19 protein-coding genes are annotated in these 24718 nt (G+C 68.4%); 5 read left to right on the top strand and 14 right to left on the bottom strand.

The genetic code is table 11. The features are described from left to right. Nucleotides 1-165 precede the first annotated feature (165 nt). Together J3P31_RS06570 and otsB are read left to right on the top strand one after the other, a co-directional pair. Entirely contained in the window at nt 166-1545 is a 1380-nt protein-coding gene (locus tag J3P31_RS06570; RefSeq protein WP_210527610.1) for an alpha,alpha-trehalose-phosphate synthase (UDP-forming), read from the top strand. Beyond that, nucleotides 1542-2273, top strand: a complete 732-nt coding sequence (gene otsB, locus J3P31_RS06565) for a trehalose-phosphatase (protein WP_210527609.1) — start codon at nt 1542-1544, stop codon at nt 2271-2273. Before J3P31_RS06570 ends, otsB begins: the two co-directional genes overlap by 4 nt. 29 nt (nt 2274-2302) lie before the next feature. Here otsB and J3P31_RS06560 read toward each other — a convergent pair whose 3' ends face one another. Both J3P31_RS06560 and J3P31_RS06555 read right to left on the bottom strand, forming a co-directional pair. Then, on the bottom strand, nt 2303-2887 hold the full coding sequence (locus tag J3P31_RS06560) for an NADPH-dependent FMN reductase (RefSeq protein ID WP_210527608.1): 585 nt from the start codon (nt 2885-2887) through the stop codon (nt 2303-2305). Between the two features lie 223 nt (nt 2888-3110). Further along, nucleotides 3111-5258, bottom strand: coding sequence for a right-handed parallel beta-helix repeat-containing protein (locus J3P31_RS06555; RefSeq protein ID WP_210527607.1), 2148 nt, complete (start codon nt 5256-5258; stop codon nt 3111-3113). A 736-nt stretch (nt 5259-5994) separates the two neighbouring features. Here J3P31_RS06555 and J3P31_RS06550 point away from each other — a divergent pair. Beyond that, nucleotides 5995-6573 carry a thermonuclease family protein gene (locus J3P31_RS06550; protein ID WP_210527606.1) on the top strand — a complete coding sequence of 193 codons (579 nt, stop codon included), beginning with the start codon at nt 5995-5997 and terminating at the stop codon, nt 6571-6573. Between the two features lie 77 nt (nt 6574-6650). Here the strand turns inward: J3P31_RS06550 and J3P31_RS06545 are convergent, their stop codons facing one another. The 4 genes from J3P31_RS06545 to J3P31_RS06530 are packed head-to-tail and all read right to left on the bottom strand — an operon-like array spanning nt 6651 to nt 11037. Then, the gene (locus J3P31_RS06545) at nt 6651-7487 is read right to left on the bottom strand and encodes an N-acyl homoserine lactonase family protein (RefSeq protein WP_210527605.1); all 837 of its coding nucleotides are present in this window, start codon (nt 7485-7487) and stop codon (nt 6651-6653) included. A gap of 25 nt (nt 7488-7512) precedes the next feature. After that, the gene (locus J3P31_RS06540; protein ID WP_210527604.1) at nt 7513-8508 is read right to left on the bottom strand and encodes an ABC transporter permease; all 996 of its coding nucleotides are present in this window, start codon (nt 8506-8508) and stop codon (nt 7513-7515) included. After that, nucleotides 8505-10073 (bottom strand): sugar ABC transporter ATP-binding protein, encoded by a 1569-nt coding sequence (locus tag J3P31_RS06535; RefSeq protein ID WP_210527603.1) that lies wholly within the window; start codon nt 10071-10073, stop codon nt 8505-8507. Before J3P31_RS06535 ends, J3P31_RS06540 begins: the two co-directional genes overlap by 4 nt. Nucleotides 10074-10092: 19 nt before the next feature. Next, nucleotides 10093-11037, bottom strand: a complete 945-nt coding sequence (locus J3P31_RS06530) for a sugar ABC transporter substrate-binding protein (RefSeq protein WP_210527602.1) — start codon at nt 11035-11037, stop codon at nt 10093-10095. A gap of 160 nt (nt 11038-11197) precedes the next feature. On the opposite strand from J3P31_RS06530, the gene J3P31_RS06525 reads away from it, so the two are divergent. Then, nucleotides 11198-12208, top strand: a complete 1011-nt coding sequence (locus tag J3P31_RS06525; RefSeq protein WP_210527601.1) for a LacI family DNA-binding transcriptional regulator — start codon at nt 11198-11200, stop codon at nt 12206-12208. 828 nt (nt 12209-13036) lie between these two features. On the opposite strand, the gene J3P31_RS06520 is transcribed toward J3P31_RS06525, so the two are convergent. The 8 genes from J3P31_RS06520 to J3P31_RS06485 form a co-directional block, all read right to left on the bottom strand. Then, nucleotides 13037-15433 carry a DUF3772 domain-containing protein gene (locus J3P31_RS06520; protein WP_210527600.1) on the bottom strand — a complete coding sequence of 799 codons (2397 nt, stop codon included), beginning with the start codon at nt 15431-15433 and terminating at the stop codon, nt 13037-13039. Next, entirely contained in the window at nt 15433-16467 is a 1035-nt protein-coding gene (locus J3P31_RS06515; protein WP_210527599.1) for a cysteine synthase A, read from the bottom strand. The genes J3P31_RS06520 and J3P31_RS06515 overlap by 1 nt, the downstream gene beginning before the upstream one ends. 105 nt (nt 16468-16572) lie before the next feature. Further along, the gene (locus J3P31_RS06510; protein WP_210527598.1) at nt 16573-17682 is read right to left on the bottom strand and encodes an NUDIX domain-containing protein; all 1110 of its coding nucleotides are present in this window, start codon (nt 17680-17682) and stop codon (nt 16573-16575) included. A gap of 207 nt (nt 17683-17889) precedes the next feature. Continuing rightward, nucleotides 17890-19098 (bottom strand): SAM-dependent methyltransferase, encoded by a 1209-nt coding sequence (locus J3P31_RS06505; RefSeq protein WP_210527597.1) that lies wholly within the window; start codon nt 19096-19098, stop codon nt 17890-17892. A gap of 57 nt (nt 19099-19155) precedes the next feature. Next, nucleotides 19156-20607, bottom strand: a complete 1452-nt coding sequence (locus J3P31_RS06500; RefSeq protein ID WP_210527596.1) for a cryptochrome/photolyase family protein — start codon at nt 20605-20607, stop codon at nt 19156-19158. Between the two features lie 64 nt (nt 20608-20671). Beyond that, nucleotides 20672-21904: an aminotransferase class V-fold PLP-dependent enzyme gene (locus tag J3P31_RS06495; protein WP_210527595.1), complete on the bottom strand. Its 1233-nt coding sequence runs from the start codon at nt 21902-21904 to the stop codon at nt 20672-20674. Nucleotides 21905-21963: 59 nt separating this feature from the next. Then, nucleotides 21964-22944, bottom strand: coding sequence for an MDR family oxidoreductase (locus J3P31_RS06490; protein ID WP_438270290.1), 981 nt, complete (start codon nt 22942-22944; stop codon nt 21964-21966). Further along, nucleotides 22941-23456 carry a DinB family protein gene (locus J3P31_RS06485; RefSeq protein WP_210527593.1) on the bottom strand — a complete coding sequence of 172 codons (516 nt, stop codon included), beginning with the start codon at nt 23454-23456 and terminating at the stop codon, nt 22941-22943. Before J3P31_RS06485 ends, J3P31_RS06490 begins: the two co-directional genes overlap by 4 nt. 173 nt (nt 23457-23629) lie before the next feature. Between J3P31_RS06485 and J3P31_RS06480 the strand changes: the two genes are divergently transcribed. Then, nucleotides 23630-24676 (top strand): extracellular solute-binding protein, encoded by a 1047-nt coding sequence (locus J3P31_RS06480; RefSeq protein ID WP_210527592.1) that lies wholly within the window; start codon nt 23630-23632, stop codon nt 24674-24676. Nucleotides 24677-24718: the final 42 nt, after the last annotated feature.

Raw genomic sequence — 24718 nt, 5'->3', positions numbered from 1 at the left:
CCGAAACCCGTGGCGGCCCCGGTTTCATGCCGGGGCGGACAGGGCGGCCTGCCCGCCCCATATGTGACGGCAACACCCCGGGTTCCGGGTCGGCACGGTGGCGCGGCCCAAGGCGCACCCGACGATCCCACCCGTCAACGACGTCCAGACCGAAGGAACACCGCCATGGGCCGCCTTGTCGTCGCCTCGAACAGGACCGCCGCTCCGGGCGAGGATCGCGCCGGAGGGCTCGCCGTAGCGCTCTGGGATGCGTTGACCGAGCGCGGCGGGCTCTGGTTCGGCTGGTCGGGCGAGATCGCCGAGCGGGAAACCCGTGGGGTGCGGCTGGTGGCCGAGGGCAACGTCGAGTTCGCCCTGGCGGACCTGACCGAGGCCGAACAGCAGGGCTACTACCTGGGCTACGCGAACCGGGCGCTCTGGCCGGTGTTCCATTACCGGATCGACCTTGCGCGCTTCGACGATTCCGACTGGGACTGCTACGCGGGGGTGAACAGACGGTTCGGCCGGCTCCTGCACCAGCTCCTGCGACGCGATGACATCGTCTGGGTGCATGACTACCACTTCCTGCTGCTGGGCCAGGAGCTGCGCAACAACGGCTGGCAAGAGCCCGTCGGCTTCTTCCTCCATATCCCCTTCCCGCCCTCGGAGATCTTTTCCGCGCTGCCGCAGCACCAGAGGATTGCCCGCGCCCTTGCCGAATTCGACCTCCTGGGCTTCCAGACCATGCGCGACGTGGGCAACTTCCGCCGCTACATGGCCGAACATCATGGCGCCGAAGAGTTGCCGGACGGCCGCCTGAAGGCCTTTGGCCGTACGATCCGGGTCGAGGCCTTCCCGATCGGCATCGATGCGGACGAATTCCGCCGCTTCGCGCAGGGGCAGGACGCCAGCGCGGCGGCAGAACGCGTGGGGCGCATCATCGGCGACCGGGCGCTCGTGATCGGGGCCGACCGCATGGACTATTCCAAGGGGTTGCCGCAGCGGCTCCGCGCCTTCGGGCGCCTCCTGGACGAGAACGAGGACCTGCGCGGCCGGGTCAACCTCATCCAGATCGCCCCTCCCTCGCGCGAGACGGTGGGCGCCTACCGCGACCTTCGCGAGGAGCTCGACCGCCTTGCCGGGCAGGTGAACGGAGACTACTCCGACCTCGACTGGACGCCGATCCGCTACCTCGCCCGCGGCTACCCGCGCGAGGTGCTGGCTGGGCTTTACCGGCTCGCGCGCGTGGGGCTGGTGACGCCATTGCACGACGGCATGAACCTCGTGGCCAAGGAGTTCGTCGCGGCCCAGCATCCCGACGATCCCGGGGTGCTGATCCTGTCCGAGTTCGCCGGCGCGGCGGAACGGATGGGGGCCGCCTTGCTCGTGAATCCGCACGACGTGGCCGGGGTCGCCGACGCGATCCGCCGGTCGCTTGAGATGTCCAGGGAGGAACGGATCGAGCGATGGCGGGCCCTGGACGAGGAGGTCGGCACGAACGACGTGGCCGCCTGGCGCAGGGCCTTCATCGCCGAGCTCGAGGCCATCGCCGGGGGCGGAGCATGACCCTTGGCGATCTGGAGACGCTCGGCCTCCGCCCCGGGGACGCGCTTTTCCTCGACTTCGACGGGACCCTGGCCGAGATCGGTCCCGATCCGGACGCCATCCGGCTTCCTCCCTCGACGCATGAGGACCTGGAGATCCTGGCCGGACACCTTGGCGGCGCGTTGGCCGTGATCTCGGGGCGCGACCTTCGGGACCTGGGCAGCCGCGTCCCCGCAGGGCTGTGGCGCCTGGGTGGGCATGGGATCGAGGTCCTGCCCCCGGGAGCCGCCCCTCCCCCTACGACGATGGAGCCGGCCGAGGGTCTCCTCGCGCCCCTGGTCGACGTCGCGAGCCGCCCGGGCGTGCGCCTGGAGATCAAGGGTCCGGTCGCGGCGATCCATTACCGGGCCGCGCCGGATCAGGAGGAGGCCTGCCTGGCCGCAGCCCAGGCGGCGGCGCGGATCGTGCCGGGCCATGTCGTTCAGGCGGGCAAGATGGTCGTCGAGGTCAAGCCCGCGGCGGCCCATAAGGGATCATCCCTGACCCGCCTCATGCAGGCGCCGCCGTTTCAGGGACGCCGCCCGATCATGCTGGGCGACGACACCACCGACGAGGACGCGATGGCCGTCGCCGCCGGGCTGGGCGGATTGGCCGTCAAGGTGGGTCCCGGTCCCAGCATCGCGACGCTCCGGGCGCCGGACCCGGGCGCGGTGCGCGCCTGGCTGGCCCGCGAGGGATCAGGCGGTTGAACAGCGGTCCAATCGGGCCGCGCGCCTGCTCAATCGGGCACCGCACGATCCCTGACCGGCCCATGGGCCTGGGCGAAGGCATCGAAGCCGAGCAGGAACCGGGTCAGACGTTCCCGGATCCTGGCATCGGTCAATGTTCCATCCTCGCCGAAGACGTCCGACGCCCGCGACACGAACAGGCGGTCCCCGCTCCAGAGCTGGGCGCCAAGGGTCTTGAACACGGGCAGCCAGGCGGTCTGGCTCAGCAGCGTGCCAAACGGTCCGGGCGAAGCGCCCATCAGGGCCACCGGCTTGCCGCCGAACACATGCGGAATGTCCGACGCCGGACGGGACAGCCAGTCGATGGCGTTCTTGAGGACACCCGGCACGGAGTTGTTGTACTCCGGCGTGGCGAGGATCAGCCCGTCCGCCTCGGCGATGGCTTCCTTGAGGTCCGCCACGGCTGCTGGAATGCCCTCGCGCTGCTCCACGTCCCCGTCATACAGCGGGATGCCAGAGATGGAGCAGATCCGAAGGCTCGATCCCTCCGGCATGAGATCGCGAGCCGCCCGGAGGAGGGCCGAGTTCATGGAGCCCTGGCGCAGGCTGCCGGAGATCCCGATCAGTTTGGTCATGTCCTAATCCTGTGCAGACCGATGCGGGGCCTGGACCCCGGGGTCCCGCATCATCGGCCAAGACCCGGCACCTGTCGACGGGTCCTGCTTCGTCGCGATCGCGCCTCGCGACGGCCGCCCTCTCCGTGCGCCCGACCTATGGAGCACCGGCAGTGGCACACGACCTGCCACCCTGGATGGGCCGCGGCAGGCCGAAGTCGCAGGCCACGACCCCCTAAGGGAATCAGATCATCCAGTGAAGGTCGGACAGCGCCGAGAGAAGCGAAAGGTTCTCGGCCCGGGCCGCGTCGGTGAAGACCAGAGTGTCCTCGGCCGCCAGAAGCGAGGTGGCCGGGGTGGCGCCGTATTCGCCCGCGCCGACGGTCAGGGCCACATCCGTGACGTCGCCGTTGAAGCTCGCCTGCCCCCAGGGATTGCCGAAGAACAGGTTGTGCGTGTCGTAGCCGCTATGGCCGCCGACCCCGCCCGCGAAGGCCATGTCACCCTTCTTGGCTCCGTCGATCCAGACCTGGAGGCGGCCGTCGTCGAGGTCGATCATCACCCGGTGATCCAGTTCGGCCACCGCGTTGAGCCTGGCGCCCGTGGTGGTCAGGGACCGGACGACGTTCGTCTGGTCCCAGATCTGCACCTGAAGCTCGCCCGCCGCCGTCACCTTGGTCACCAGGCAGCCCTGGAGACGGGACACCTCGCCCGAGGCTCCGACCCGGTCGGCGTCCAGCTTGAATTGGAATGTGAAGTCATCGGCATCGGCCAGATCGGCCACCTGGCTGCGCGCCACCTGCGCCGACGGCGTCGTGCCCCCCAGTTGCAGGCCGTCCGAGGTCCACTTCGCCTCGAGCCCGAGGTCGGCGGTCGAGGCCGGGTCGACGGCATAGAAGTGCCCGTTCGCAAGGCTCAGGACCTTGGAATGGTCGACGGCTTCCTGCACGGCCTCGGTCGCGGTCTGTCCATCGGGCAGCTTGACCGTGAGCTGAACCGTGTAGTCCCCGCCCCTGGTGTAGTTGTGGCTCACCTTGCAGCCGGTCGCCGTCGTGCCATCGCCGAAGGTCCAGCTGTAGGTCGTGCCCTTGGGAAGGTCGGCCCCGTTCAGGGTTGACAGGCTGGCGTCGTAGATGCGGGTCGCGCGGTCCTCGTGCTGCACATGGAAGAGCGGCTGGAGGCCCGCTCCGGCCGATTGGGTCAGGGCGGAGCCCGCGTTCAACTGGTCGATGATCCCCCCCTGGAGCGCGACCCAATGGTGGATGCCGTCCTCGAGCTTGAGCGAGGAGCCTGCGAAGAGGTTGCCGATGTAGCCGGGCGCCTGGGGATCGGTGACCTGGACCAGCACGTTGTCCGACACGATCCAGTCGGCGTGCCCGGCGGCCGAGGGCACGGCCGTGGTCACGTTCTTCTGGATCAGCACGGCAGTGGAGGCGCTGGCGAGATTGATGCGCGGGATCTCCACCTCCGGGTCGGCGCCGTCCCTGGCCGCGCCGTCATCATGAAGCAGCGTGTTGTTGCGGATGGTAACGCCGTTCGTCTCGCCGACGGTGATGCCGTTGAGATGGGCGTTGGTGATCGTGTTCCCTTCGATCACGACGTTCCGATAGAACATCTCGGCCCCGGCGGCGCGGGTGTCGACAAGTTCGTTCCGCATGAAGATCGACTGGGTGGCGGTCCCGTTTCCGATATCGAGCACGTTGTCCCGGATCACGACGTTCCGGGACGGCGCCGTCGTGGCCGTCGTCCAGAACTGGATCATGTCGCAATGGTCACCACTGGTCGGCGAGCCCTTGAAGTCGTGGATGTGGTTGCCCTCGATCGTGATGTCCTCGACCTGGGCAAAGCACGAGCCGTCCATCCGCATGTCATGGATGTCGTTGCCCTTGACCAGGACCCGCTGGCTCTCGGTCACGGACAGGCCCCGGTAGAACTTCGAAAGCTCGTTGCCCTCGATGACGGTGTCCGAGCAGCCCCGGACGACAAGACCCTGGGCAAAGCCGAAGCCGTTCGCCGCGGCGGACAGGTTCGACGCCACGTCGCCGTCCACCACGCAGTTGGTGATGGCGAGCTTGCTGCACCCCGAGAAGCTCGCCGCTTTGGTGGTCAGGGTATCGCCGGCCTTGTAGGTGTAGTCGAACTTGAGGCCATCGACGGCCAGGTTCGCGGCCCCGCGCACATCGACGCTGCTGAAGACGGCCTTGTGAAGCGGATCGGCGGATCTGAGCGTCACACGGTCGCTGAAGGTGATGTCGAAGCCGGACTGCGCGTTCAGCGACAGGCTGCCGTAGTTGCCCTCCCTGAGCAGGATCGTCCCGCCTCCGCCGTTGAGCTGCTTCAGGGCTGCGGTCAGTTCGGCCTGCGTGGAGACCGTGATGGTCGGATTGGTCACGGGGTGCGCCTCTGCGTCTGAATGGCTGACAGGCGACTGGGCCGTCGCCGCTCAGGCGGACTCCGCCGTTCCTTGAGGGCATGAGTTTGGCCGTCAGGGCACGTTGGCGCCCTCCTTGGGGCCAGCGCGCCACGGTTCGGACCGAATGGGCAGCTCCGCCCCGGCAAGTCCCCGTCCCGGTTCGGGAACTTTGTGACGGCAGTTTTCCGCCAAGGGATGGAGAACCTGCCGTTTTCGCCCGCGAAACGATCCCGAGGCGGGCTCAGCTCGGGCACCCGCGTCAGGTTCGGGGACGGCGGGCAGGCAGGCGGTCGAAAGGGCGGGGCCGTGACGGACCTGGTGACAGATCCTGACCTGATCACCGGCACGTGCCTTGGCCACCGAAACAGGCGCCGCTCAGCCAGGTCGCGCCGAGCCCCCTGCCCTGGCGCCAACCGATCCATCGGATGACTGGCCCAACAGCCGCGAGACGTCCAAGATGACCTCAGGACCGCAGCGCCTCTCCCAAAGGCGTTCGACTTGGCAAGGAGACGACCGGGGCGATGAGCGATACCGATCAGGACCACGTGGACCCTACCCCGTTCCAGCCATTCGGCCGCAGGGCAGCTTCTCTCGCTGGGCGCGTCCGGCGGCTCGGCTCCCGGCTTGGTCATCCCCTTGGCGAACCAGGAAGGACATGCGGTCGTCCAATCCGCCTTCGGCCGTCTGCCGCAACGCCATCCGGCGAGGTGCAGCCGTGACCCGGCGTCCAAGGGCCCGGACCCGGACGACGTCGCGGGGCCGCACGCCCAGTCGCCGCCCCAATCTGGCCAGCGTCCTCCTTCTTCTTTGCGCAGGCGGCCTCACCGCCTACAACCTGGGGGGCGGCTTCGACCGACTGGAAGGCTGGTGGCCCGCCGCCCTTTCGAGCCGTGCGGACCGTCCGGCAGTCGCCGACGACCCGGCTCCTGGCGCAGCGGCGCGGTCCCCGGCCGCGCCCGTCGCGCCTGCGCAGGCCCCCGACCGCCCGACTCCCCCGTCAGGCTCGGCGGGCTTCGATATCCAGGGCCGGGTGACCGATGTTCGTGACGGCGGCACCATCGAGGTGGCGGGCGTGCCGGTCCGGCTCGCGAACCTCGACTGCGACAAGATCGGCACCGACGAGGGCCGGAGCGCCGCGCTCTTCATGCGCGACCTCGTGCAGGGGCAGGCCGTCACCTGCACCCTCGATGGACGGCGGGGACAGGACTGGGAGCTTGGAACCTGCTCCCTCTCCGCCTCCGGGGAGAACGTGGGCGAGATCCTGATCGGCGAAGGGGTTTGCGGGCGCTGGTAAGCGCCGCCACGACCCCGCCCGGCGCTGGCCGCCGGCCCTGCGAGGCGCCGACCGCAGAGGTTGGGGGGACCGTCGCCTCAGGCGGCCCGGACGATCTTGAAGCCTTCGACCTCGGCCTGGACCGGCATGTCCTTCCAGCGCTCCACGTCGTGCAGGATGATGAGCCGGCCGAGGTCGCCCTGGATGGCGTCGTTGATCCGGTCCATCGTCCTGAGCTGGTCCCACACGCTGCCGATCGCGTTGTTGAGCGGGACGTAGACGCCGTCATGCGAATGACCGGTGAGGTTCCTGGCCCCATAGACGCAATCGCCCGACACGACGACGTTGCCCCGCGCGGTTTCCAGCACGACGAACTGCTGCCCGATGGTGTGCCCCGGACCGAACCGCGCGTGCAGGCCGGGGAGCAGGTTGTCCCGGTCCCCATCCAGCAGGGTCACCCGATGCTCGACCGAGGCGTCGAACATGGAACGGAGGTCGTCGGGGTTGATGATCGCGGTCAGGTAGCCGAACTGCCGGGGCAGAGCCATCGCCTCGTGCCACGAGAGCAGCTCGCTTTTCTGAATGTAGAGGCGGGCCCGGGGGAACTTGTGGATCGACCCCATGTGGTCGAAATGGGCATGGCTCAGGACGATGTCGGTCACGTCTTCGGGTGCGACGCCCAGCTCGGCCAGGAGGCGGAGGGGGCTGATCCACTCCGGCACGTTGAACCGCTCCGACATCTCGGCGCCGATGCCTTCGCGCATGAACCCGGTGTCCACCAGCACATTGCGCCCGCCTGACCGCGCGAACACGAAGGCAAACGGCGTGTCCATCAGGCCATCGTCGTGGGTGCCGTTGATCAGGCTGTCCACGGGCTGGTCTTTGGCCCTCGCGTATTCGAGGACGAACACCTCCCAGGTCGGCGCGGCGGTCATGTGCGGCTCCTTTCGACGAATCGTGTCAGCTTTCAGCGAGATGCCGTCCCAGGCTCGACAACCCGACGGCGATGATCAGGATCGAGCCCTGAAAGACGTACTGGGACCAGGTCGGCGCGCCGAAGATGTTGAGGCCATTGAAGCCGAAGGCGATGATCAACGCGCCGACCAGCGTGCCCAGGATGTGAAATTCGCCGTCGCGCAGGGTCGCCGATCCCAGGAAGACCGAGGCGAAGGCGGTCAGGAGATAGCTGTCGGCCGCGCTCGTCGTCCCGCTGCCCAGCCGCGAGGCGAGAAGGATGCCGACCAGCGCCGCGCAGACCCCGGAGATCACGAAGCCGATGATCTTGATGCGGTCGATGTCGATGCCGGCCAGGCGGGCGGCAGCAGGGTTGCCCCCGACCGCCTGGATCTCCTGACCGAGGGCGGTGCGCTCCACGAGCAGCCAAAGCCCCCCGAGCACGAGGACCATCAGCACGATGTTGTTGGGGATGCCGAACAGCCAGCGCCCGAGGGAGATCTGGAGAAAGGCCTCGGGCACCCCCGACACGATCGGCACCCCGGACGAGTAGGCAAAGCTGAGGCCGGTCAGCACCGTCCCGACGCCCAGCGTGGCGATGACCGAATTCACCTTCATCTTGGTGACGATCAGGCCGTTCACGAGGCCCACCAGCGCGCCCGCCGCCAGGATCAGGACCACCGCCAGCGGAATGGGCAGGCCGCTGGCCACGATCAGCCCCGTCACCAGCACGCCATGCAGGCTTGCCGCGAAGCCGATGGACAGGTCCAGCTCGCCCACCAGAACAGCCACGGTCAGCCCGCCCGCGATGATCATGGTGAGAGACGCCTGGTTCAGGACGTTGGTGAAGTTCAGCACCGTCGGAAAGGCCCGCGGAGACAGCCAGGCGAAGGCCAGGATCATCGCGGCGAGGCCGAGGATCGTGCCCCATCGCGCAAAGGTGCCCAGCCAGACCTTGGTCCTGGGGGACAGGAGGCGTGGACGGACGGTGGCGTCGGTCATGTCGGGTCTCCGTTGCGGGCTTCGGAATGGTCGGCCTGTCCGGCATAGCTCGCGGCGACGATGGCCTGCCGCGTGATCCCGGAGCCGGTGAGCTCGCGCACGACGCGCCCCTCGGCCATGACCAGCACCCGGTCGGCAAGGTCGGGCAGTTCGTCCGGCTCGGACGAGATCACGATGATGGCGGTCCCGCTGGCGGCCAGATCGCGGATCAAGCGATGGATCTCGGCGCGCGCCCCGATGTCCACGCCGCGCGTCGGCTCGTCCAGGATCAGCACCCCGGGCGCGCGCAGGAGCCAACGGCCGATGACCACCTTCTGCTGGTTGCCGCCGCTCAGCCGCTCGACCGGCGTGCCGGAGGTTGGGACTTTGACGGCCAGGTCGCGGATGATGCGAAGGGCCATCGCCTCGCGCCGGCGAGTGCTGACGAAGGGCAGCGCCCGGCCATGGACCACCTTGGCGAGATTGGCGATCTGCAGGTTGAAGGCCACGCTCTTGGGCAGGACCAGCGCCTCGGCGCGCCGCTCCTCCGGGACGAGCCCCACTCCGGCCTTGACCGCCGCCGCGGGCGAGCGTGGGGCATAAGAGGTCCCGTTGAGCCGCATCTCGCCCGCCAGAGCCATGTCGGCCCCGAAGATCAGCCGGGCCAGCTCGGTCCGCCCGGCGCCGACAAGGCCGCCGATGCCCAGCACCTCGCCCGCGCGGAGGTCGAAGCTGACCCCATGGACCCGCGGCGGGCGGGCCAGGTTGCGCACGGACAGCACCACCTGCGGTCGGGTGTGGTCCACCTTGGCCGCGGCTTCGGCGCGGCGCCCGCCGACGATCTGGTCGATGAGGTTGCGGCGCGTCAGCGTGGCACCGGACAGTTCGGCCACGCTCTGCCCGTCGCGAAACACCGTGACCCGAGCGCACAGGTCCAGGATCTCGTCCAGACGGTGCGAGACATAAAGAACCGCCACGCCCGCCGAGGACAGGTCGCGGATGGCCTGGAACAGGGCGCCCGCTTCCTTGGCGGACAGCGACGCCGTGGGCTCGTCCATGACGATCAGCCTGGCCCGCCTCATCTGGGCCCGGCAAATGTTGATGAGCCAGTTCTCGGCGATGGACAGGCCCTTCACGTTGGCGGACAGCGGCGCCGTGATCCCTGTCCGTGCCGCGACCGGGGCCACGTCGCGGGCGATCGCGGCCCAGTCCACCATGCCCCACCGCGTCTTCTTGGGCAGCCCCAGCATGATGTTCTGGAGAACGGTCATGCCGGGCACGAAGGCGAGCTCCTGATGGATGAAGCTCATCCCGAGGTCGCCCGCGGCCTGGGGGGTCAGCGGCCCGACCGGCTGGCCATCGATCTCGATGGTGCCGGAATCGGGCCGGGTCAGACCGGCCAGGCACTTGATGAAGGTGGACTTGCCCGCACCGTTCGCGCCGACGAGGCCATGCACTTCGCCGGGGCCAATCTCGAGGGATGCTCTGGAAAGCGCCCGCGCGCCGCCATAGGCCTTGGCGAGGCCGGACACCGCCAGCAGGGGCGGGACGGCCCGCCGCCCCTGCCCGACTTCCATGGCGCTCATCTGCACGGGACGCCGGTCCTCACTGGCCCAGCGCCTCGGGGTGCTCGGCAAGGAAGTCCTCGACGTTGCCGGCATTTACCAGCACGGCCGGCACCTCCTCGGCCCGCGGGGTCCAGTTATCCCCGGCCGCGACGATGTCCTCGAGCAGCTTCACCATGTTGTAGCCTTCGGAGTAGCTGTCCTGCCAGGCCGTCGCGTCCATGTGCCCGTTGCGGATGTTCTCCAGCGCCTGTGCGTTGCCGTTCACGCCATAGACCCGGACATCATCGCGTCCCTGCTGCCGCAGCGTGCCGATGGCGCCGATCGCCGGATCGTCCCAGCAACCCCAGATCGCCAGCGCGCCGTCCCCCGGAGGATGCGAGGCGAGCCAGGCATTGGCGTATTGGGCGCCATCCTCGAAGAAGCCGGGAATCCGGACCTCGTTCTTGGTGACCTCGATGTCGCTGCGCCCGCTCAGCATCTGGTCCAGCACCGCCTCGCGGTTCCGGCAGACTTCGCCGGTCCGGTAGGTCAGGGCAAGGACGCTGCCGCCGTCCGGCATGGCGTCCAGCATCTCCTGGATCACCGGCTCGGCCATCGGTCCGCCCGATCCGTTCGTGGCGGCGACCGTGCTGCCCAGTCCTCCGCCCCAGGTCACGACCGGGATGCCGGCCTGCGAGGCGGCGTCCAGCCCCGCCCCGATGGACGAGAACGGAAAGACCATGTCCACGATCGCGGTCGCGCCAAGCTGGGCGAAGTTCTGGATGGCCGAATTGGCCTGATCGGCGCTTCCTGCGGCGTCGATCACCGAGACCTGCCATCCGAGTTCCTCGGCCGCGGCTGTCGCGCCCTGGATGTAACGGACGTTGTTGGCCTCGGTCGCCGAGATCGAAACGATCCCCACGAGCGGCGCGTCCTGTGCGGCGGCGGCCTGGGCGGCGGCCATTCCGGTCACCACCGCAAGCGTCAGTCGAGTGCGCGTCATGTTCATCCTCCCCAGTGGCTCCGGTGCACCCCGCTCGATCCGGCGGGTTGGCTAACCGTTTCGCCAAGCTTCCGCATATCTAGCCGGCTTTCAAGCGCCGTTCTCATTGCAGCATGAGAAAATTCCGCATAGCTTCAGCGAAGCGTTTCGCTGAGGACCGATGACGACGATCAAGGACGTGGCAAAGGCGGCGCGGGTTTCGACGGCAACCGTCTCGGCCGTGCTGAATGGCACAGCCTATGTGAGCCCCACCCTCAAGGCCCGGGTCGAAGCTGCCATCGCGACGCTGGACTATGCGCCGTCCCAGGCCGCCCGCAGCCTCAAGCGCGGGGCAAGCGGCCTCGTCGCGCTGGTGGTGGCCGACCTGGCCAGTCCCTTCTACGCCCGGATCGTCTGCGCGGCCGAGGCTGCGGTCGGTGCGCGGGACCGATCGCTCGTCGTCTTCAACAGCGACGAAACGCCCGAGAACGAACGGCGCATCCTGGACCGGGTCGCGCGCCTTTCATGCGACGGCCTGATCTTTGTTCCCGCCGACGACCCGAAGCGCTATGCCCGTTCCGGCCTGGCCAAGGGCCGACCCGTGGTTCTGTTCGGTCGGTCCGTCGAAGGGCTGAGCCTCGACACGGTGACGCTCGACAACCGTCAGGCGGCGGCGGACGTCACCAACTACCTGGCCGACCTTGGGCATGTCCGGATCGGAGCAATCACCGGCCCCGATCACCTCTCGACCGGACGCGCGCGACGGACCGGCATGATGGAGGCCCTTGCCGCCCGGGGACTCAGCCTGCGGCCGGAGCATCTGCGCAGCGGCGAGTTCCGGGAAGAGGTCGCATACGCCCAGGCGCGCGACATGCTTGCGCGCGCGGACCGACCCACCGGGCTTTACGTGGCCAACGGGGTCATGGCCCTGGGCGTGCTGCGGGCCTTGGCAGATCTTGGCCTGCGCTGCCCGGCCGACGTCTCGATCGCCTCCACCGACACCATCCCGGGAAGCCGTGTGTTCCGCCCCCGCCTGACCCGCACCGAGCATCCCGCCACGGACATGGTCAACGAGGCCGTGCGGCTTCTGATCGACCGCATCCACCGGCGCACGAACGAGGAACCGCGGCATGTGGTGTTCCAGCCGACCCTGGTTCTGGGGGACAGCTGCGGACCTCCTCCGGGCCCGTAAGGCGGCCCCAAGGACAATAGACTGACCCGGGACCTGAATGGATCGGGGGCGGGCCGCATCTTGCGGTCAGGTCATGGCCGCCCCGCCGCCGCCGCAATGCCGGGGCTGGGACGGATTGGCCGGATCAGCCGGAAGGCGTAGTCTTGCTGCATAGGTAACGAGACTCAGCAGGGTCCATGCCTCACCAGCCTGGTTTCCTGCTAGGAAGCTGATCAAATGTGCAGGATGGATGAGGCGGGACGGACTGCCCCCGGTTCGCTCGCCCTCGGTAGGACGGAGCACGGTCGGAGCGACGCCGACCGACTGGGCCCAATCGCCACGGTGCTGCTGCTGGCTCTTTTGGCTGGTCCGGTTCAGGCAGGGGGAATCCCGACCGATCCGTGCGTTCATTTGGATGACCTCGCCGACCGGGCGATGCTGATCGATCCGCTGCTTTCGCCCGACTCGGCCGAGCAGATGGCCGGCCTCAACCGCGCCTGGTGCGACAGGCAGGCCTCGTTGGCCGACCGCCTTGGCCTAGTCGACTCCGAGCAGGCCCTCCCCTCGAGCGTGTCGCAGCTTGCCTTCAGCTCGCCCTCGGTCCCTCTGCCGTCCAATCCTGCTCCGGTCCCGCTTCCTGCAACGGCCTACACGGCTGCTGCGGGTCTCCTGGCCCTTGCGGCCGCTGCACGGCGAGCGGCCACGACTCGCCAGATCAGGTCGGCGTCGGACCTGTCCGGCCCCCTTGTCGCATGCATAGGGCCGAAAGAACTCGCTTAGGGAGTCCAGCCCCCGGCGCCCTGAAGGTCTGTCGCTGACGATGTTGGGGCGGCGCGGCCCGGTTCCGCCTCAGGCGATCGGCTTGGGCGGGGGTGGCGGCGGCGCTGGCGTGGCCGCCGTGTGGATGCCCTCCTCGAGAAAGCGCTTGGCAATCTCCTGATTGATCTCGCTCCGGGTCGTGGTGCCGAAGTTCACGTCGCGGATGATGGCCCGAATCTCGAAGTTCAGGATGTCGGCACCGAAGCCCGCCAGCACGACGGCCGGGGGCGGTGCCAGAAGCACCATCGGGTGCCCTTCGGCGATGCTGCGGAGGAGTTGAGTCACATGCTCGACGTCGTTGCCATAGGCCACGGACACCGGAAGGATCAGCCGCCCGACAAGGTTGCCCCGGGTCCAGTTCACCACTTGCCCCGACACAAGATCCGCGTTCGGGACGATCACGTCGGTCCGGTCGAAGGTTTCGATCCGCGTCGACCGAACCGAGATGTCGCGCACATAACCCATGCGCGGCCCGACCTCGATCCAGTCGCCTTCGCTGATCGGGCGCTCGATCAGGAGGATGATGCCAGACACGAAGTTCTGGACGATGTTCTGGAGACCGAAGCCGATCCCGACCGACAGGGCCCCGGCGACGATGGCCAGGTTCGATAGATCGAGCCCGGCGACCGTGACGGCGAGCAGCGCCGCCAGCGTGATACCCAGATAGCCCAGACCGGACACGACCGCCGTCTGCGCCCCCGCATCGAGACGCGTCTTGGGCAGAACCGTCGATCGCAGGGTGGCCTGAACCACCCGCGTCAGGAACCAGCCCGCCGTGAAGACCAGCCCGAAGGTGGCGAACTGTCCGGGCGACAGGCGCGTCTCGCCGACCGTGATGCCACCCAGGAACCGGGTCCAGGCCTCGACGAGATCTTCGGGACGGGCCCCCCAGATCAGGGCCAGCAGCGGAAGGGCCAGCAGGAAAAGCGCAAACCCCACGAGCACGGGCAGCAGCGCATCCCGGATCGTGTCGCGGCGCATCAGCAGGGCATACAGGTCCGCCGAGAACCACTGCAGGACGATCAGCAACCCGAACAGGCCCATCGTGATGACGCTGGGGAGAAGAAGCGCCCCGCCCACCCGGTGGAACCCGAGGATCGAGAGGATGGGAGCGATGATGGCGATCCCCAGGATGGCCCGTCCGAGCACCACGACGATGCGGCGGCGGAAGGCGATCCCTTCGTCCTCATCCTCTGGGGATCCCGCGGGCTGCCCGGCTTGGGCGAGGCAGCGGCCGAGCTGGAACACGACCAGGGCCAGCAGGATCTCGGTCGGCAGCAAGAGACCGGCCTTCACCTCGGGGGCGATGTCGCCGGTCGACAGGAAGGCCCGCATCAGGACGTCGGCGGCCAGGATCCAGCCCGCGCGCACCAGATGCGTGCCGCTGGCCTCCTTGATGGAAGGCAGAAAGTCGAAGGGCGGCGGATTGACCCGATCGGTCCCGAAGAATCGGCTCGAAAGCCAGGCGGTGGCGATGACGCAGACGCCCGCCAGCGGCACGGCGCGCACCAAGGCCAGGACCCGGGTTCCGAACAGTCCGGTTGCCTCGATGCCCGCCGCGAGGGCCAGGAGCCCCCCGAGGGGCACCAGGGCCCGACCGACAGACACAGCGAGGCGGACGACGTTCTCCGCGTGTTCGCCCCGGAACCGCCCGCGCGGCTTGCTTCCTGAAAAATGCGCCCCAAGGTTCGAGATCCACTGGCGGCCGCGCGCCAGCAGCACGACGCTGACGATCCCGAACATCGCCGCCAGCGGCCAGTTCGTGGCAAAGACGGCGCGACGCGCCTCGCTGCGCACCGAGGTCGTCAATTCCTTGGACAGCCCGATGACCCGCGTCACCACGGCATCGGCCATCTCCGGCCAGATCCGGGGATCGAGGGGGGGCGCGCTCCGGGCGAGAAGGGCCGCCGCCTGACGGCTCCGCGACAGCGCGTCGATCTCTCCAACTAGGCCGTCGGCGTGCACATACGCTTCCTGGGCCAGGAGCCCCGGGGCTCGCAGGCGGGCAAGATCGGCGGCAAGCGCGGCCCGCCGTTCGGCGACGCGGGGATCCTCGGCGGGCTCGCCCTCGGCGGGGGCCGCGCCCAGGGCCGCAATCTGAGCATCGACGGTGGCGATCCGCGCGGCATTGGCCGCCTGCGCTTCGGCAAAGACGTCTCGCCAGCCGACGATCTCCTCGCGCAGGCGGCTCAGGGCGAAGTTCGATCCGCGACCCGCCTCGGACAGGGCTTCGGCCCGCGATGCCGTCTCGGCCCAGGCGGCGTAATCGGGGCCGGGAAGCTCGGCCGAGGTTTCCGCCGCGACCTCGGTGGACGCTTCCTCGGCCACCTCCGCTTCGGGGGGCGGGCTGACCGCCTCGTCCTGGGCCGCGGCCGGGGATGCGAATCCCAGCAGAAGCGCGACCAGGACGGCCCTTGCGCCCCGCATCAGTCCTCGAAGACGCCCGGGATCGACGCCGGAGCCCGATCCAGCCAGCGCGGCACCGGCAGCCCCTTCTCCCGCAGGAACTCCGGGTTCCAGAGCTTGGACTGGTAGCGCGTGCCGTAGTCGCAGAGGATCGTCACGATGGTGTGGCCGGGGCCCATCTCGCGCGCCATGCGGATCGCCCCCGCGACGTTGACGCCCGACGAGCCGCCCAGGCACAGCCCTTCGTGCTCCAGGAGGTCGAACACGATCGGAAGAGCCTCGGAGTCCGGGATGCGCCAGGAGAAATCCGGCGTGATGCCATCCAGGTTGGCCGTGATCCGGCTCTGGCCGATGCCTTCGGTGATCGAGTTGCCCGGCATCTCGAAGGTGCCGTCGGTGTAGAAGCTGTGGAGGGCCGAGCCCTCGGGGTCCGCGAGCCCGACCTTCACGCCCCGCGGCTGCAGCGCCATGGCCAGCCCCGCGAGGGTGCCGCCGGTCCCCACCGCGCAGACGACTCCATCCACCTTGCCGCCGGTCTGCTCCCAGATCTCGGGGCCGGTGCCTTCGATATGCGCTTGGCGGTTGGCGAGGTTGTCGAACTGGTTCGCCCAGATCGCGCCTTCGGGCAGGCTGCGCGCCAGTTCCTCGGCCAGGCGGCCCGAATAGCGGACGTAGTTGTTCGGGTTCTTGTAAGGGGCCGCCGGAACCTGCACGAGGTCCGCCCCCGCCAGCCGCAGCATGTCCTTCTTTTCCTGGCTCTGCGTCTCGGGGATGACGATCACCGTCTTGAATCCCATGGACGCGCCCACCAGGGCGAGGCCGATGCCGGTGTTGCCGGCTGTGCCCTCCACGATGGTGCCGCCGGGGCGCAGCTCACCCCGTCGAACAGCCTCGTGGATGATGTAGAGGGCAGCCCGGTCCTTGACCGACTGGCCCGGATTCATGAACTCGGCCTTGCCCAGAATCTCGCACCCCGTCGCCTCGGAGGCATGGCGAAGCCGGATCAGGGGCGTGTTGCCCACGGTGGCGGCAAGGTCGGACTTGATGGGGGACATGGAAGCGGCCTCTGGTTGCGCCCCCTGTCTAGGGAGGGCTCCCGCGAAACTCAAGGCGAGCGGGCGGAGCCGAGTGGTTCTCCGCCCCCTGTCCCAGCGTGGCGGTCAGCGCCGCCCGGCGCGCCATCGGTCCAGCCACAGGAGCATGGAGATGAGCGGCACGGCGTTCGCCTCTCCGGAGTCCAGAAGCGCCATGGCCTGATCGAAGGAGAGAAGATGCAGCTTGAGGTCCTCCTGCTCCGATTCGAGGCCACCGGAGGTGGCGTGATCGTCGGGCAGGTCGCAGGGCGCGAGATAGGCGTAGAAATGATCCGTTGCGTTTCCGGGCGACGCATAGCCGGTGAACATCGGGATCAGGGTGTCGATCTCGAGACCGGCCTCCTCCTGCGCTTCGCGCCGTCCAGCCTCCTCGGGTGTCTCCCCCGCGTCGACGAGGCCGGCGACGGGCTCCAGGATCCAGGGCTGGGGGTCGCCGCGGCGCGCCGGGCCCGATCGGAACTGCTCCACGAGCAGCACACGGTCACGTCGTTCGTCATAGGGCAGCACCAGCGCCGCATCGGCGCCGACCATGACCTCCCGCGGCAGGCCAGCCGCCCGGCTTCCGTCGAACCGTCGGTGGTCCACCTCCAGGCCTTCGAAACGGAAGAAGCTTCCTGCCGGGGGACGGATGCGACGCAGCTCAAAGTCCTCGGGGGCGGCGCGGTGGCGCAGGGATGTCGGGGCCGCGCGGGCGCGCAGGGATGCCGCCGCGCGATGATCGATCATCGGCCCCTGCTGCTGGAGCGCCTGCCCCACGAGCGGCGGCTCATGCGCGGCGATCTCGGCCGCGCGGCGCATTGGCAGCGGAAGGGAGTGCCGCAGCCATCCCTCGAAGGACCAGTCCTCCTCGCCGACCTTCAGCGATTCAGGTGGGAAGTAGACTTCGGCCTGCGCCGGCTCCCCTTCGACCAGGATGGTGACAGTTCGCCGCGTGTAGCCGAAGGGCAGCTCGTAGGCGTCGAGCCGTTCCTGGGCATCGAGCGAGAGCGTCCATGACGTGCCGACCGCCTTCGCGGCCTGATCCTCGACAAGGATCGGCAGGTCACCCTCGACCGATCGGAGGACGCGGTAGCCGGGCAGTTCGGCGTTCCGGCACTCAGCCCCCCCCGTCCCGCCGGACAGAAGCTCGAGCATGGGCCGATAGCGAAGCGTGCCGTAGAAGAAGAATGTAGTCATGTGAGATCGCGCACCATCCATTCGGTCGCGAGCCCTGCCCCGGCTGCTCCGTGCCGGAGCGCCGATCCCGACACGGGCACCGCGATAGCAGGAACGTTCTCGACGAAAAGCCAGGGCGCGTCCAGCGGATCGGTCGGCCCCCTCGCGGGCCGGACCGCAGGAACCGTGGCTGCGACCCCCTTACGGAACGCCGCGGCCCTGCCCCCGTCAGGCCGGCTTGGCCATCGTGATCTGGGTGACATCGCAGCTTCCACCGTGGAACGCGCCCGCGCAGGAGGCGAGGTAGAAGTTCCACATCCGCCGGAAGCGTTCGTCGAAGCCGAGCCGGGCCACCTCGTCCCACCGGCCGTTGAAGGTCTCGTGCCACCGGCGAAGCGTCTGGCTGTAGCTTTCGCCGAACTCGATGGAGTTCAGCACTCGCAGTCCCGCCTTCTCGACTTCGGACCGCAGCACCTTGGGGCTGGGGAGCATCCCGCCTGGAAAGATGTACTTCTGGATGAAGTCGACGCCCGAGCGGTACAGATCCCAACGCTGGTCCGAGATCGTGATGATCTGCAAGGTCGCGCTGCGCCCCGGCTTGAGGCACCGCTTCAGGGTTTCGAAGTAGACGGGCCAGTATTTCTCGCCCACCGCCTCAAACATCTCGATGGACGCCACGCCGTCGTAGACGCCCTGTTCGTCCCGGTAGTCCTGCAGCTTGAGCGTGACCCGATCCTGAAGCCCGGCCCGGGCGATCCGGTCCTGCGCATAGGCGAGCTGCTCCTTGGAAATGGTGAGCCCCGTCACCCGCAGCCCCCGCTCCTTGGCCGCATACTCGGCAAAGCCTCCCCACCCGCAGCCGATCTCGAGGACGTGCTCGCCGGGCTTGGCGCCCATCTGATCCACCATGCTCTCGTACTTGCGGCGTTGCGCGGCCTCCAGGCTCTGCTGCCCCCGGTCGAAAAGGGCCGACGAATAGGTCATCGTCTCGTCCAGCCAAAGGCCGTAGAACTCGTTGCCCAGATCGTAATGGTAGCTGATGTTCTTGCGCGCCTGGCGCTTGGTGTTGCTTTGGAGCCAGAAGCGCAATCGCTCGTAGGCCCGGACGAAGAACGCGCCGGGGAAGCCGTCGTAGATATCGTCGGCCTCGTCGTTCATGAAGTCCATGAAGGCCATCAGGTCCGGCGTGGACCACCAGCCTTCCAGATAGGCGTCGCAGAAGCCCAGGTGGCCCTCCCGCACCGTTCGAGCGAATAGGTCGGCGTTGTGGACCACCACCTCGGCGACATACCCGGGCTCGCGCCCCTCGGCCCGAAAGCGCCGGCCATCCGGCAGCACGATGTCGAGCCTCCCTCGGGGCAGGCGCTCGGCGACCGCGAAGACCTGCGCGAAGTAACGCGGCAGGTTGTCCTGCCCCTCAGTGGAGGTGAGAATCATCGGCCGCTGCCCCTGTTTGTCATTCCCCGGGCAAAGTTAAGCCTCTGCGCCGATTTGTCACGCGTCACCTCCGACGGCCTCGACACGGCGCGACCGCGCGCGAAAGGCCTCCAGCGCCCTCTCCCGAGCCAGAGCTAGGTCCAGCACCGGCGCAGGATAGGGATCGCGGGACGACAGGCCCCAGGAGCGCGGGACCGCTTCGAAGAAGCTGAGGGCCGTCGCAGGCGCGTCCGACTGTCCCTCGGCAATCCAGCGCTGGGCGTAGCGGCCCTCGGCGTCATAGGTCTTGGCCTGCGCCACGGGGTTGAAGATGCGGAAGAACGGGGCCGCGTCCGGGCCCGATCCGGCGACCCACTGCCAGTTGACGGCATTGCTGGCTGGATCCCAGTCGGTCAGACACTCCTCGAACCAGGTCAGGCCCACGCGCCAATGGACCATCATGTGCTTGGTCAGGAACGATGCAACGATCATGCGCGCGCGGTTGTGCATCCGGCCGGTCACGTACATCTCGCGCATGGCGGCGTCGACCAGTCGGACGCCTGTCCGACCCTTCTTCCAAGCTTGAACCAGCGGGGCCTCGGCGTCGTCGGTCCAGGGAAAGGATCGCCATTCGGGCCGCCAAGGGTCCATGGCGAGCCCTGGGGCATGGAACAGGAGATGATGCGAGAACTCCCGCCAGGCGAGTTCTCGAAGGAACCGGTCCGCTCCGGCTTCCCCCCGTTCCAGAGCCGCAAGGCCGGCCCGCCAGCAGGTGCGGACGCTGATCTCGCCATAGGTCAGGTTCTCGGAAAGACCCGAGGTGCCGTCCAGCGACGGGTATTCGCGGGATTCGGGGTAGGAACCGATCTTCTCGGCCAGGAAACACTCGAGCCGTTCGTGGGCACGTCGCTCGCCTGGGCGCTGCCAGGCGGCCACGATCGGAGCCCCGCCCCGCAGGGCCGCAGACAGGCGCCAATCTTCGAGCCGGTCCGATCGAGGCCAGGACGCAGGGGCCATCAGCCGATCCGGAGCGGGCAGAGGCAGGCCGGGATCGCGGTTCACGATGGACTTGAAGAACGCGCCGTAAACCTTGAAGCTGCCACCTGTTCCGGTCGCGACCTTCTCGGGCTCGAAGAGCAGATGCCCGGGCCAGGCCCGCGTCTCGATTCCCGCCGCCCGGAGCCCGTGCGACACAGCCTCGTCGCGCCGCTGCGACATGGGATCGTGCAGACGGCTCCACCAGACTGTGCCGGCCTGGGTTTCGCTGACCAGAGCCGTCAGGCTTTGGAGCGCCGGTCCGCGCCGGAGGATGAGCCGGCTCCCCAAGGCTTCAAGAGCGCGGGCGAGTTCACCGACAGCGAAGCCGATCCGCAACCGCGCTGCCGCCCCCAGTGTCTCGATCCCCTCGTCATGAAGGAAGATGGGGATGACCGGCCGGCCCGTTGCGACGGCCGCGTTCAGGGCGGGATGATCGGACAGACGCAGATCTCGCCGGAACCATAGCAGGATCGGGGATGTGGATTCGGTCATGGGCGGTTCGCCAGAGTGGAGGATCAGTTCAGGTCGGATCGGACCAAGGCCGCTACCGTGCGTCTCAGCTAGCCCTGAGGCTGTTCAGGGCGTCGATCAGACGATCGATGTCCTGCTCGGACGTGTAATGCGTGAAGCTGAGCCGCAGGACCCCCTTGGCGGGGTCGATCCCCATCGCCCTGAGCGGACGGACGGCATAGAAGTCCCCACCCCCTGCCATGATGCCCCGGGCCGCCAGTCTCCGTGCCGCCTCTTCGCCCGGCCCCGGCAACTCCACTGCAACGGTCGGCGCCCGGTTCTCGGCTTTGGTCGGCCCCAGGAGCCGGAGATCGTTCCGTGAGGCAAGCGCATCCAGCAGCGGTTGCAGGAGGGTTACCTCCTGCGCTCTCATGAGGTCATGGGCCATCCGGGCCGCCGCGGCACCCGTCGAGGGGCCGCCATGGCGGGACGACAGCGCCTCGAAGTAGTCGGCCATGCCAGCGGAGGCCGCGATCTGGGCGTGGTCAGGCCCCGCCGGAGTGAACCTCTTGTAGAGGACGTCACCGTTGAAGAAGTGGCCCTGGTTCGGCAGCTCGCGTCCAAAGTCCTCTCGGATGACCATGATGCCCTGATGCGGCCCGAACACCTTGTAGGCGCTGAACAGGTACACGTCGCAGCCCAGAGCCCCCACGTCGGGCAGGCCATGCGGCGCATAGCTGACCCCATCGACGCAGGTGCGCGCGCCATGCGCCCGGCATAAAGCCGAAATTCCAGAAACATCATTGATTTCGGCGATGACATTCGAGCAATGCGTGAAACAGACCAGGCGCACCCTGCCGTCCGCTAACAGCTCCTCGAGCCGTTCGGGATCGAGGTGGCCGGTGGCTGGATCGAGGCGCCACTCCCGCACCTCGATGCCGTCGTCGGCCAGCCGGCGCCAAGGGCCGGAATTCGCCTCGTGGTCCTGATCGGTGACCACAATCGCCTCGCCCGGCCGAAGCCACCGGCGCACGGCCTGGGCCAGGACATAGGTGTTCGCGGTGGTGGACGGTCCAAAGGACAACTCCTCCGTCGCGACGCCGAGCATGGCCGCGAGGCGGGTCCGTGCTTCGTCCATTTCGGCGCCGGCGATCTGGGACGCGACATAGGGCGCGTAAGGCTGGACCTTCCGCTCCGTGTAGAAGCGCGTCAGCCGATGAACCACTTGGGCGCAGGGGTACGATCCTCCTGCATTCTCGAAGAACGCTTGCCCTTGGAGGGCCGGCACGGCGAAGGCGGGGAACTGGGCGCGAACCCAATCGATGTCCAGGGCTGTCATGGCGTGTGAAAGATCCGAAGCGAAGCGAAGCTGCAAGGGGCTGGGACCGGCGTCACGGATCAAAGGTCCACGACGACCCGGCCCCTCACCCGGCCGTCCAGGATCGCCCGCCCCAGGTCGGGCAAGTCCTCCAGCCGGGCGGGGGCGATCATGGGTTCCATCCTGTCCTTGGGCAGATCGCGCGCGATCCTGGCCCAAGCCGCCTCCCGTTCGGGCATCGGAGCCATGACCGAGTCGATGCCAAGGAGGTTCACGCCTCGCAGCAGGAAAGGAATGACCGTCGCCGGAAGCTGCGATCCTCCCGCAAGGCCGACCGCGGCGACCGACGCGCGGTATTTCATCTGTCCCAGCACCCTGGCCAGCATCGCCCCGCCGACGGCATCCACGCAGCCGGCCCAGGTCTCGGATTCAAGCGGCCGGGACGTGGTCTGGGCCAGGGCGTCGCGCGGCACGATCCGCTCTGCGCCAAGGCTGCGGAGGTAGTCCTCGTTCTCCGGGCGGCCGGTGACGGCAGCGACCCGGTAACCAGCCGCCGCCAGCAGCATCACCGCCACGCTGCCCACGCCGCCCGAGCCCCCCGTCACGAGCACCTCGCCATGGTCGGGCGCAAGGCCGTGGGCCTCGAGGGCCAGGATGGCGAGCATCGAGGTGAGCCCGGCCGTTCCGACCGCCATGGCCTGCCGCATCGAGAGCCCTTCGGGCACCCGGACCAGCCAATCGCCCTTGACGCGGGCGCGCTCGGCATAGCCGCCCCACCGCGTCTCCCCGACCCGCCAGCCTGTCAGGATCACGGGATCGCCGGGCTTCCAGCGCGGGTCGGACGACTCTTCCACGACACCGGAAAAGTCGATGCCCGGGACATGAGGATAGGTCCTGACGAGGCCCCCGCCCCCCGTGAGGCACAGGCCGTCCTTGTAGTTCAACGTGGAGTGCCGCACCGCCACGGTGACGTCGCCGTCCGGAAGGCGGTCGTCCGCGACGTCGGTCACGGCCGCGTCGAGACCTGCGTCGCGCTGTTGGACCAGGAGGGCTTTCATCAGATGGCTCCTTGGTGGGGCATGGCGATCAGGTCGGTCGGTGGCGGCCGGACGCCGGCTGCGGTCAGCATGGCGTGGACCTGACCCCGGTGGTGGGTCTGATGATTGAACATATGCGAGACCACGATCGCCAGCGGCTGCGTGCGCGGTGGCCCGCCGCTGGCCGGGACCCAGGTGAGTCCCTGGTCCAGAGCAGCGTCCGGCAGCTGGGCCGTCCAATGCAGGAGGTCGTCGTCCGTCTCGCGTCGAGCCTTGGCCCAGGCGGCCGCAGTGGGCGCCATGCGGACGCTTTCGGGAATGCCCCCGAGGCTTGGCGCGTCACCACGGATCCGGCCCATCCAGGTTCGGTCCGCCCACAGAAGATGGCTCAGGGTGGCCAGGATGGATCCGAACCAGGCCCCCCGATCCCGCAAGAGCTCGTCTTCGGGCAACGCGGCCACGATCTCAAACAAGCCACTGTTCTGCCATGCGTTGTAGCGCGCCATCATACGGCACCAATCGGCCGTCACGAGCATGAGGCTCTCCCTTCGTCACGGCGGCAGGGTGGCAGGGGCGCACGGGCCCCGCAAGCTCGCTCTTCGATGAGGAGCCTTGACCAGCGGCCCGGGACTCCGGCCCTTGAAGGAGCCGATCGGGCTCCATAACGTTTCTCCTGTACCGCCACGCTGTCCAACGGGAGACACGATCAATGAAATTCGCGACCCTTCTGGGCGCCGCGTCGCTCGCCGCCGTCGCCATGGGCCATGTCGCCCAGGCCCAGGACGCCGAGCTGACCGTGCTCGACTATCCCGGCTTCGAAACGCCCGAGTTCCACCAGCCTTACCTGGACAAGAACGGAGCGGATCCGACCTTTTCGTTCTTCGGAGATGAGGAGGAAGCCTTCCAGAAGGTGCGCTCGGGCTTCCAGGCAGACGTCGCCCATATCTGCTCGGGCTCGGTCATCAAATGGCAGGAATCCGGCCTCATCGAGCCGTGGGACACGTCCAAGATCACCGACTACGCCAACCTGGACGCCAACCTGACGGGAACGCAGATCGGTGGTCAGGGGGACGTGTACTTCATCCCGACCGACTGGGGCACCACGGCGATCGCCTACAACCCCGACGAGGTGCCGGCCGAGGACGTGGCGAGCCTGGAGGTGTTCAAGAACCCCAAATACGCCGGGCGCATCGCCCTGCCCGACAACGTGGACGACGCCTGGGCGCTGGCCTACCTCGCCACCGGCGTGACCGACTGGACCAACGTCACCGACGCGCAGTTCGAGGCCGCCGCCCAGTGGCTCCGCGAGGTGCACCCCAACCTGCGCACCTACTGGACCGACCCCGCCGAGCTGGCGCAACTGATGAGCACGGGCGAGGTGCTCGTGGCCTGGGCCTGGAACGAGACCTTCCCCACCATGAAGGAGGAAGGCCGCCCCATCGGCTTCCAGCGCGAGCCCCAGGAGGGCTCCTCCATCTGGCTTTGCGGCCTCGTCAACATGGTCAACGGCCCCGGCTCCGAGGACAAGGTCTACGATTACGCCAATGCCTTCCTGTCGACCGAGACGGCGCCGGCCCTCGTTTCGGCCGGGTGGGGCAGCGCCAATACGCTGGGCATGCAGAACATCACTCAGGAGGACCTGACCGCGTCGGGCCTGGGCCAGATCAGCGCCCCGATCTTTGCCCAGCTGCCGATCTCCATCGAGTCGCGCGAACGCCACGCCCAGACCTTCGAGGAGATCAAGGCCGGGTTCTGAGCCCCGCCGATCCATGGGCCGGGGCGCATCGCTCCGGCCCGT

This window comes from Rubellimicrobium arenae, assembly GCF_017916275.1.
Taxonomy (GTDB): Bacteria; Pseudomonadota; Alphaproteobacteria; order Rhodobacterales; family Rhodobacteraceae; genus Rubellimicrobium; species Rubellimicrobium arenae.
This window is presented reverse-complemented; position numbering and strand designations above follow the sequence as displayed.

Bases quoted from the DNA above. Each gene is read 5' to 3' on its own strand.
- J3P31_RS06525 (WP_210527601.1), top strand. From the start codon at position 11,198: ATGACGACGATCAAGGACGTGGCAAAGGCGGCGCGGGTTTCGACGGCA.
- otsB (WP_210527609.1), top strand. From the start codon at position 1,542: ATGACCCTTGGCGATCTGGAGACGCTCGGCCTCCGCCCCGGGGACGCG.
- J3P31_RS06570 (WP_210527610.1), top strand. From the start codon at position 166: ATGGGCCGCCTTGTCGTCGCCTCGAACAGGACCGCCGCTCCGGGCGAG.
- J3P31_RS06560 (WP_210527608.1), bottom strand. From the start codon at position 2,887: ATGACCAAACTGATCGGGATCTCCGGCAGCCTGCGCCAGGGCTCCATG.
- J3P31_RS06500 (WP_210527596.1), bottom strand. From the start codon at position 20,607: ATGACCGAATCCACATCCCCGATCCTGCTATGGTTCCGGCGAGATCTG.
- J3P31_RS06545 (WP_210527605.1), bottom strand. From the start codon at position 7,487: ATGACCGCCGCGCCGACCTGGGAGGTGTTCGTCCTCGAATACGCGAGG.
- J3P31_RS06540 (WP_210527604.1), bottom strand. From the start codon at position 8,508: ATGACCGACGCCACCGTCCGTCCACGCCTCCTGTCCCCCAGGACCAAG.
- J3P31_RS06480 (WP_210527592.1), top strand. From the start codon at position 23,630: ATGAAATTCGCGACCCTTCTGGGCGCCGCGTCGCTCGCCGCCGTCGCC.
- J3P31_RS06520 (WP_210527600.1), bottom strand. From the start codon at position 15,433: ATGCGGGGCGCAAGGGCCGTCCTGGTCGCGCTTCTGCTGGGATTCGCA.
- J3P31_RS06515 (WP_210527599.1), bottom strand. From the start codon at position 16,467: ATGTCCCCCATCAAGTCCGACCTTGCCGCCACCGTGGGCAACACGCCC.
- J3P31_RS06535 (WP_210527603.1), bottom strand. From the start codon at position 10,073: ATGAGCGCCATGGAAGTCGGGCAGGGGCGGCGGGCCGTCCCGCCCCTG.
- J3P31_RS06485 (WP_210527593.1), bottom strand. From the start codon at position 23,456: ATGCTCGTGACGGCCGATTGGTGCCGTATGATGGCGCGCTACAACGCA.
- J3P31_RS06530 (WP_210527602.1), bottom strand. From the start codon at position 11,037: ATGACGCGCACTCGACTGACGCTTGCGGTGGTGACCGGAATGGCCGCC.
- J3P31_RS06510 (WP_210527598.1), bottom strand. From the start codon at position 17,682: ATGACTACATTCTTCTTCTACGGCACGCTTCGCTATCGGCCCATGCTC.
- J3P31_RS06505 (WP_210527597.1), bottom strand. From the start codon at position 19,098: ATGATTCTCACCTCCACTGAGGGGCAGGACAACCTGCCGCGTTACTTC.
- J3P31_RS06495 (WP_210527595.1), bottom strand. From the start codon at position 21,904: ATGACAGCCCTGGACATCGATTGGGTTCGCGCCCAGTTCCCCGCCTTC.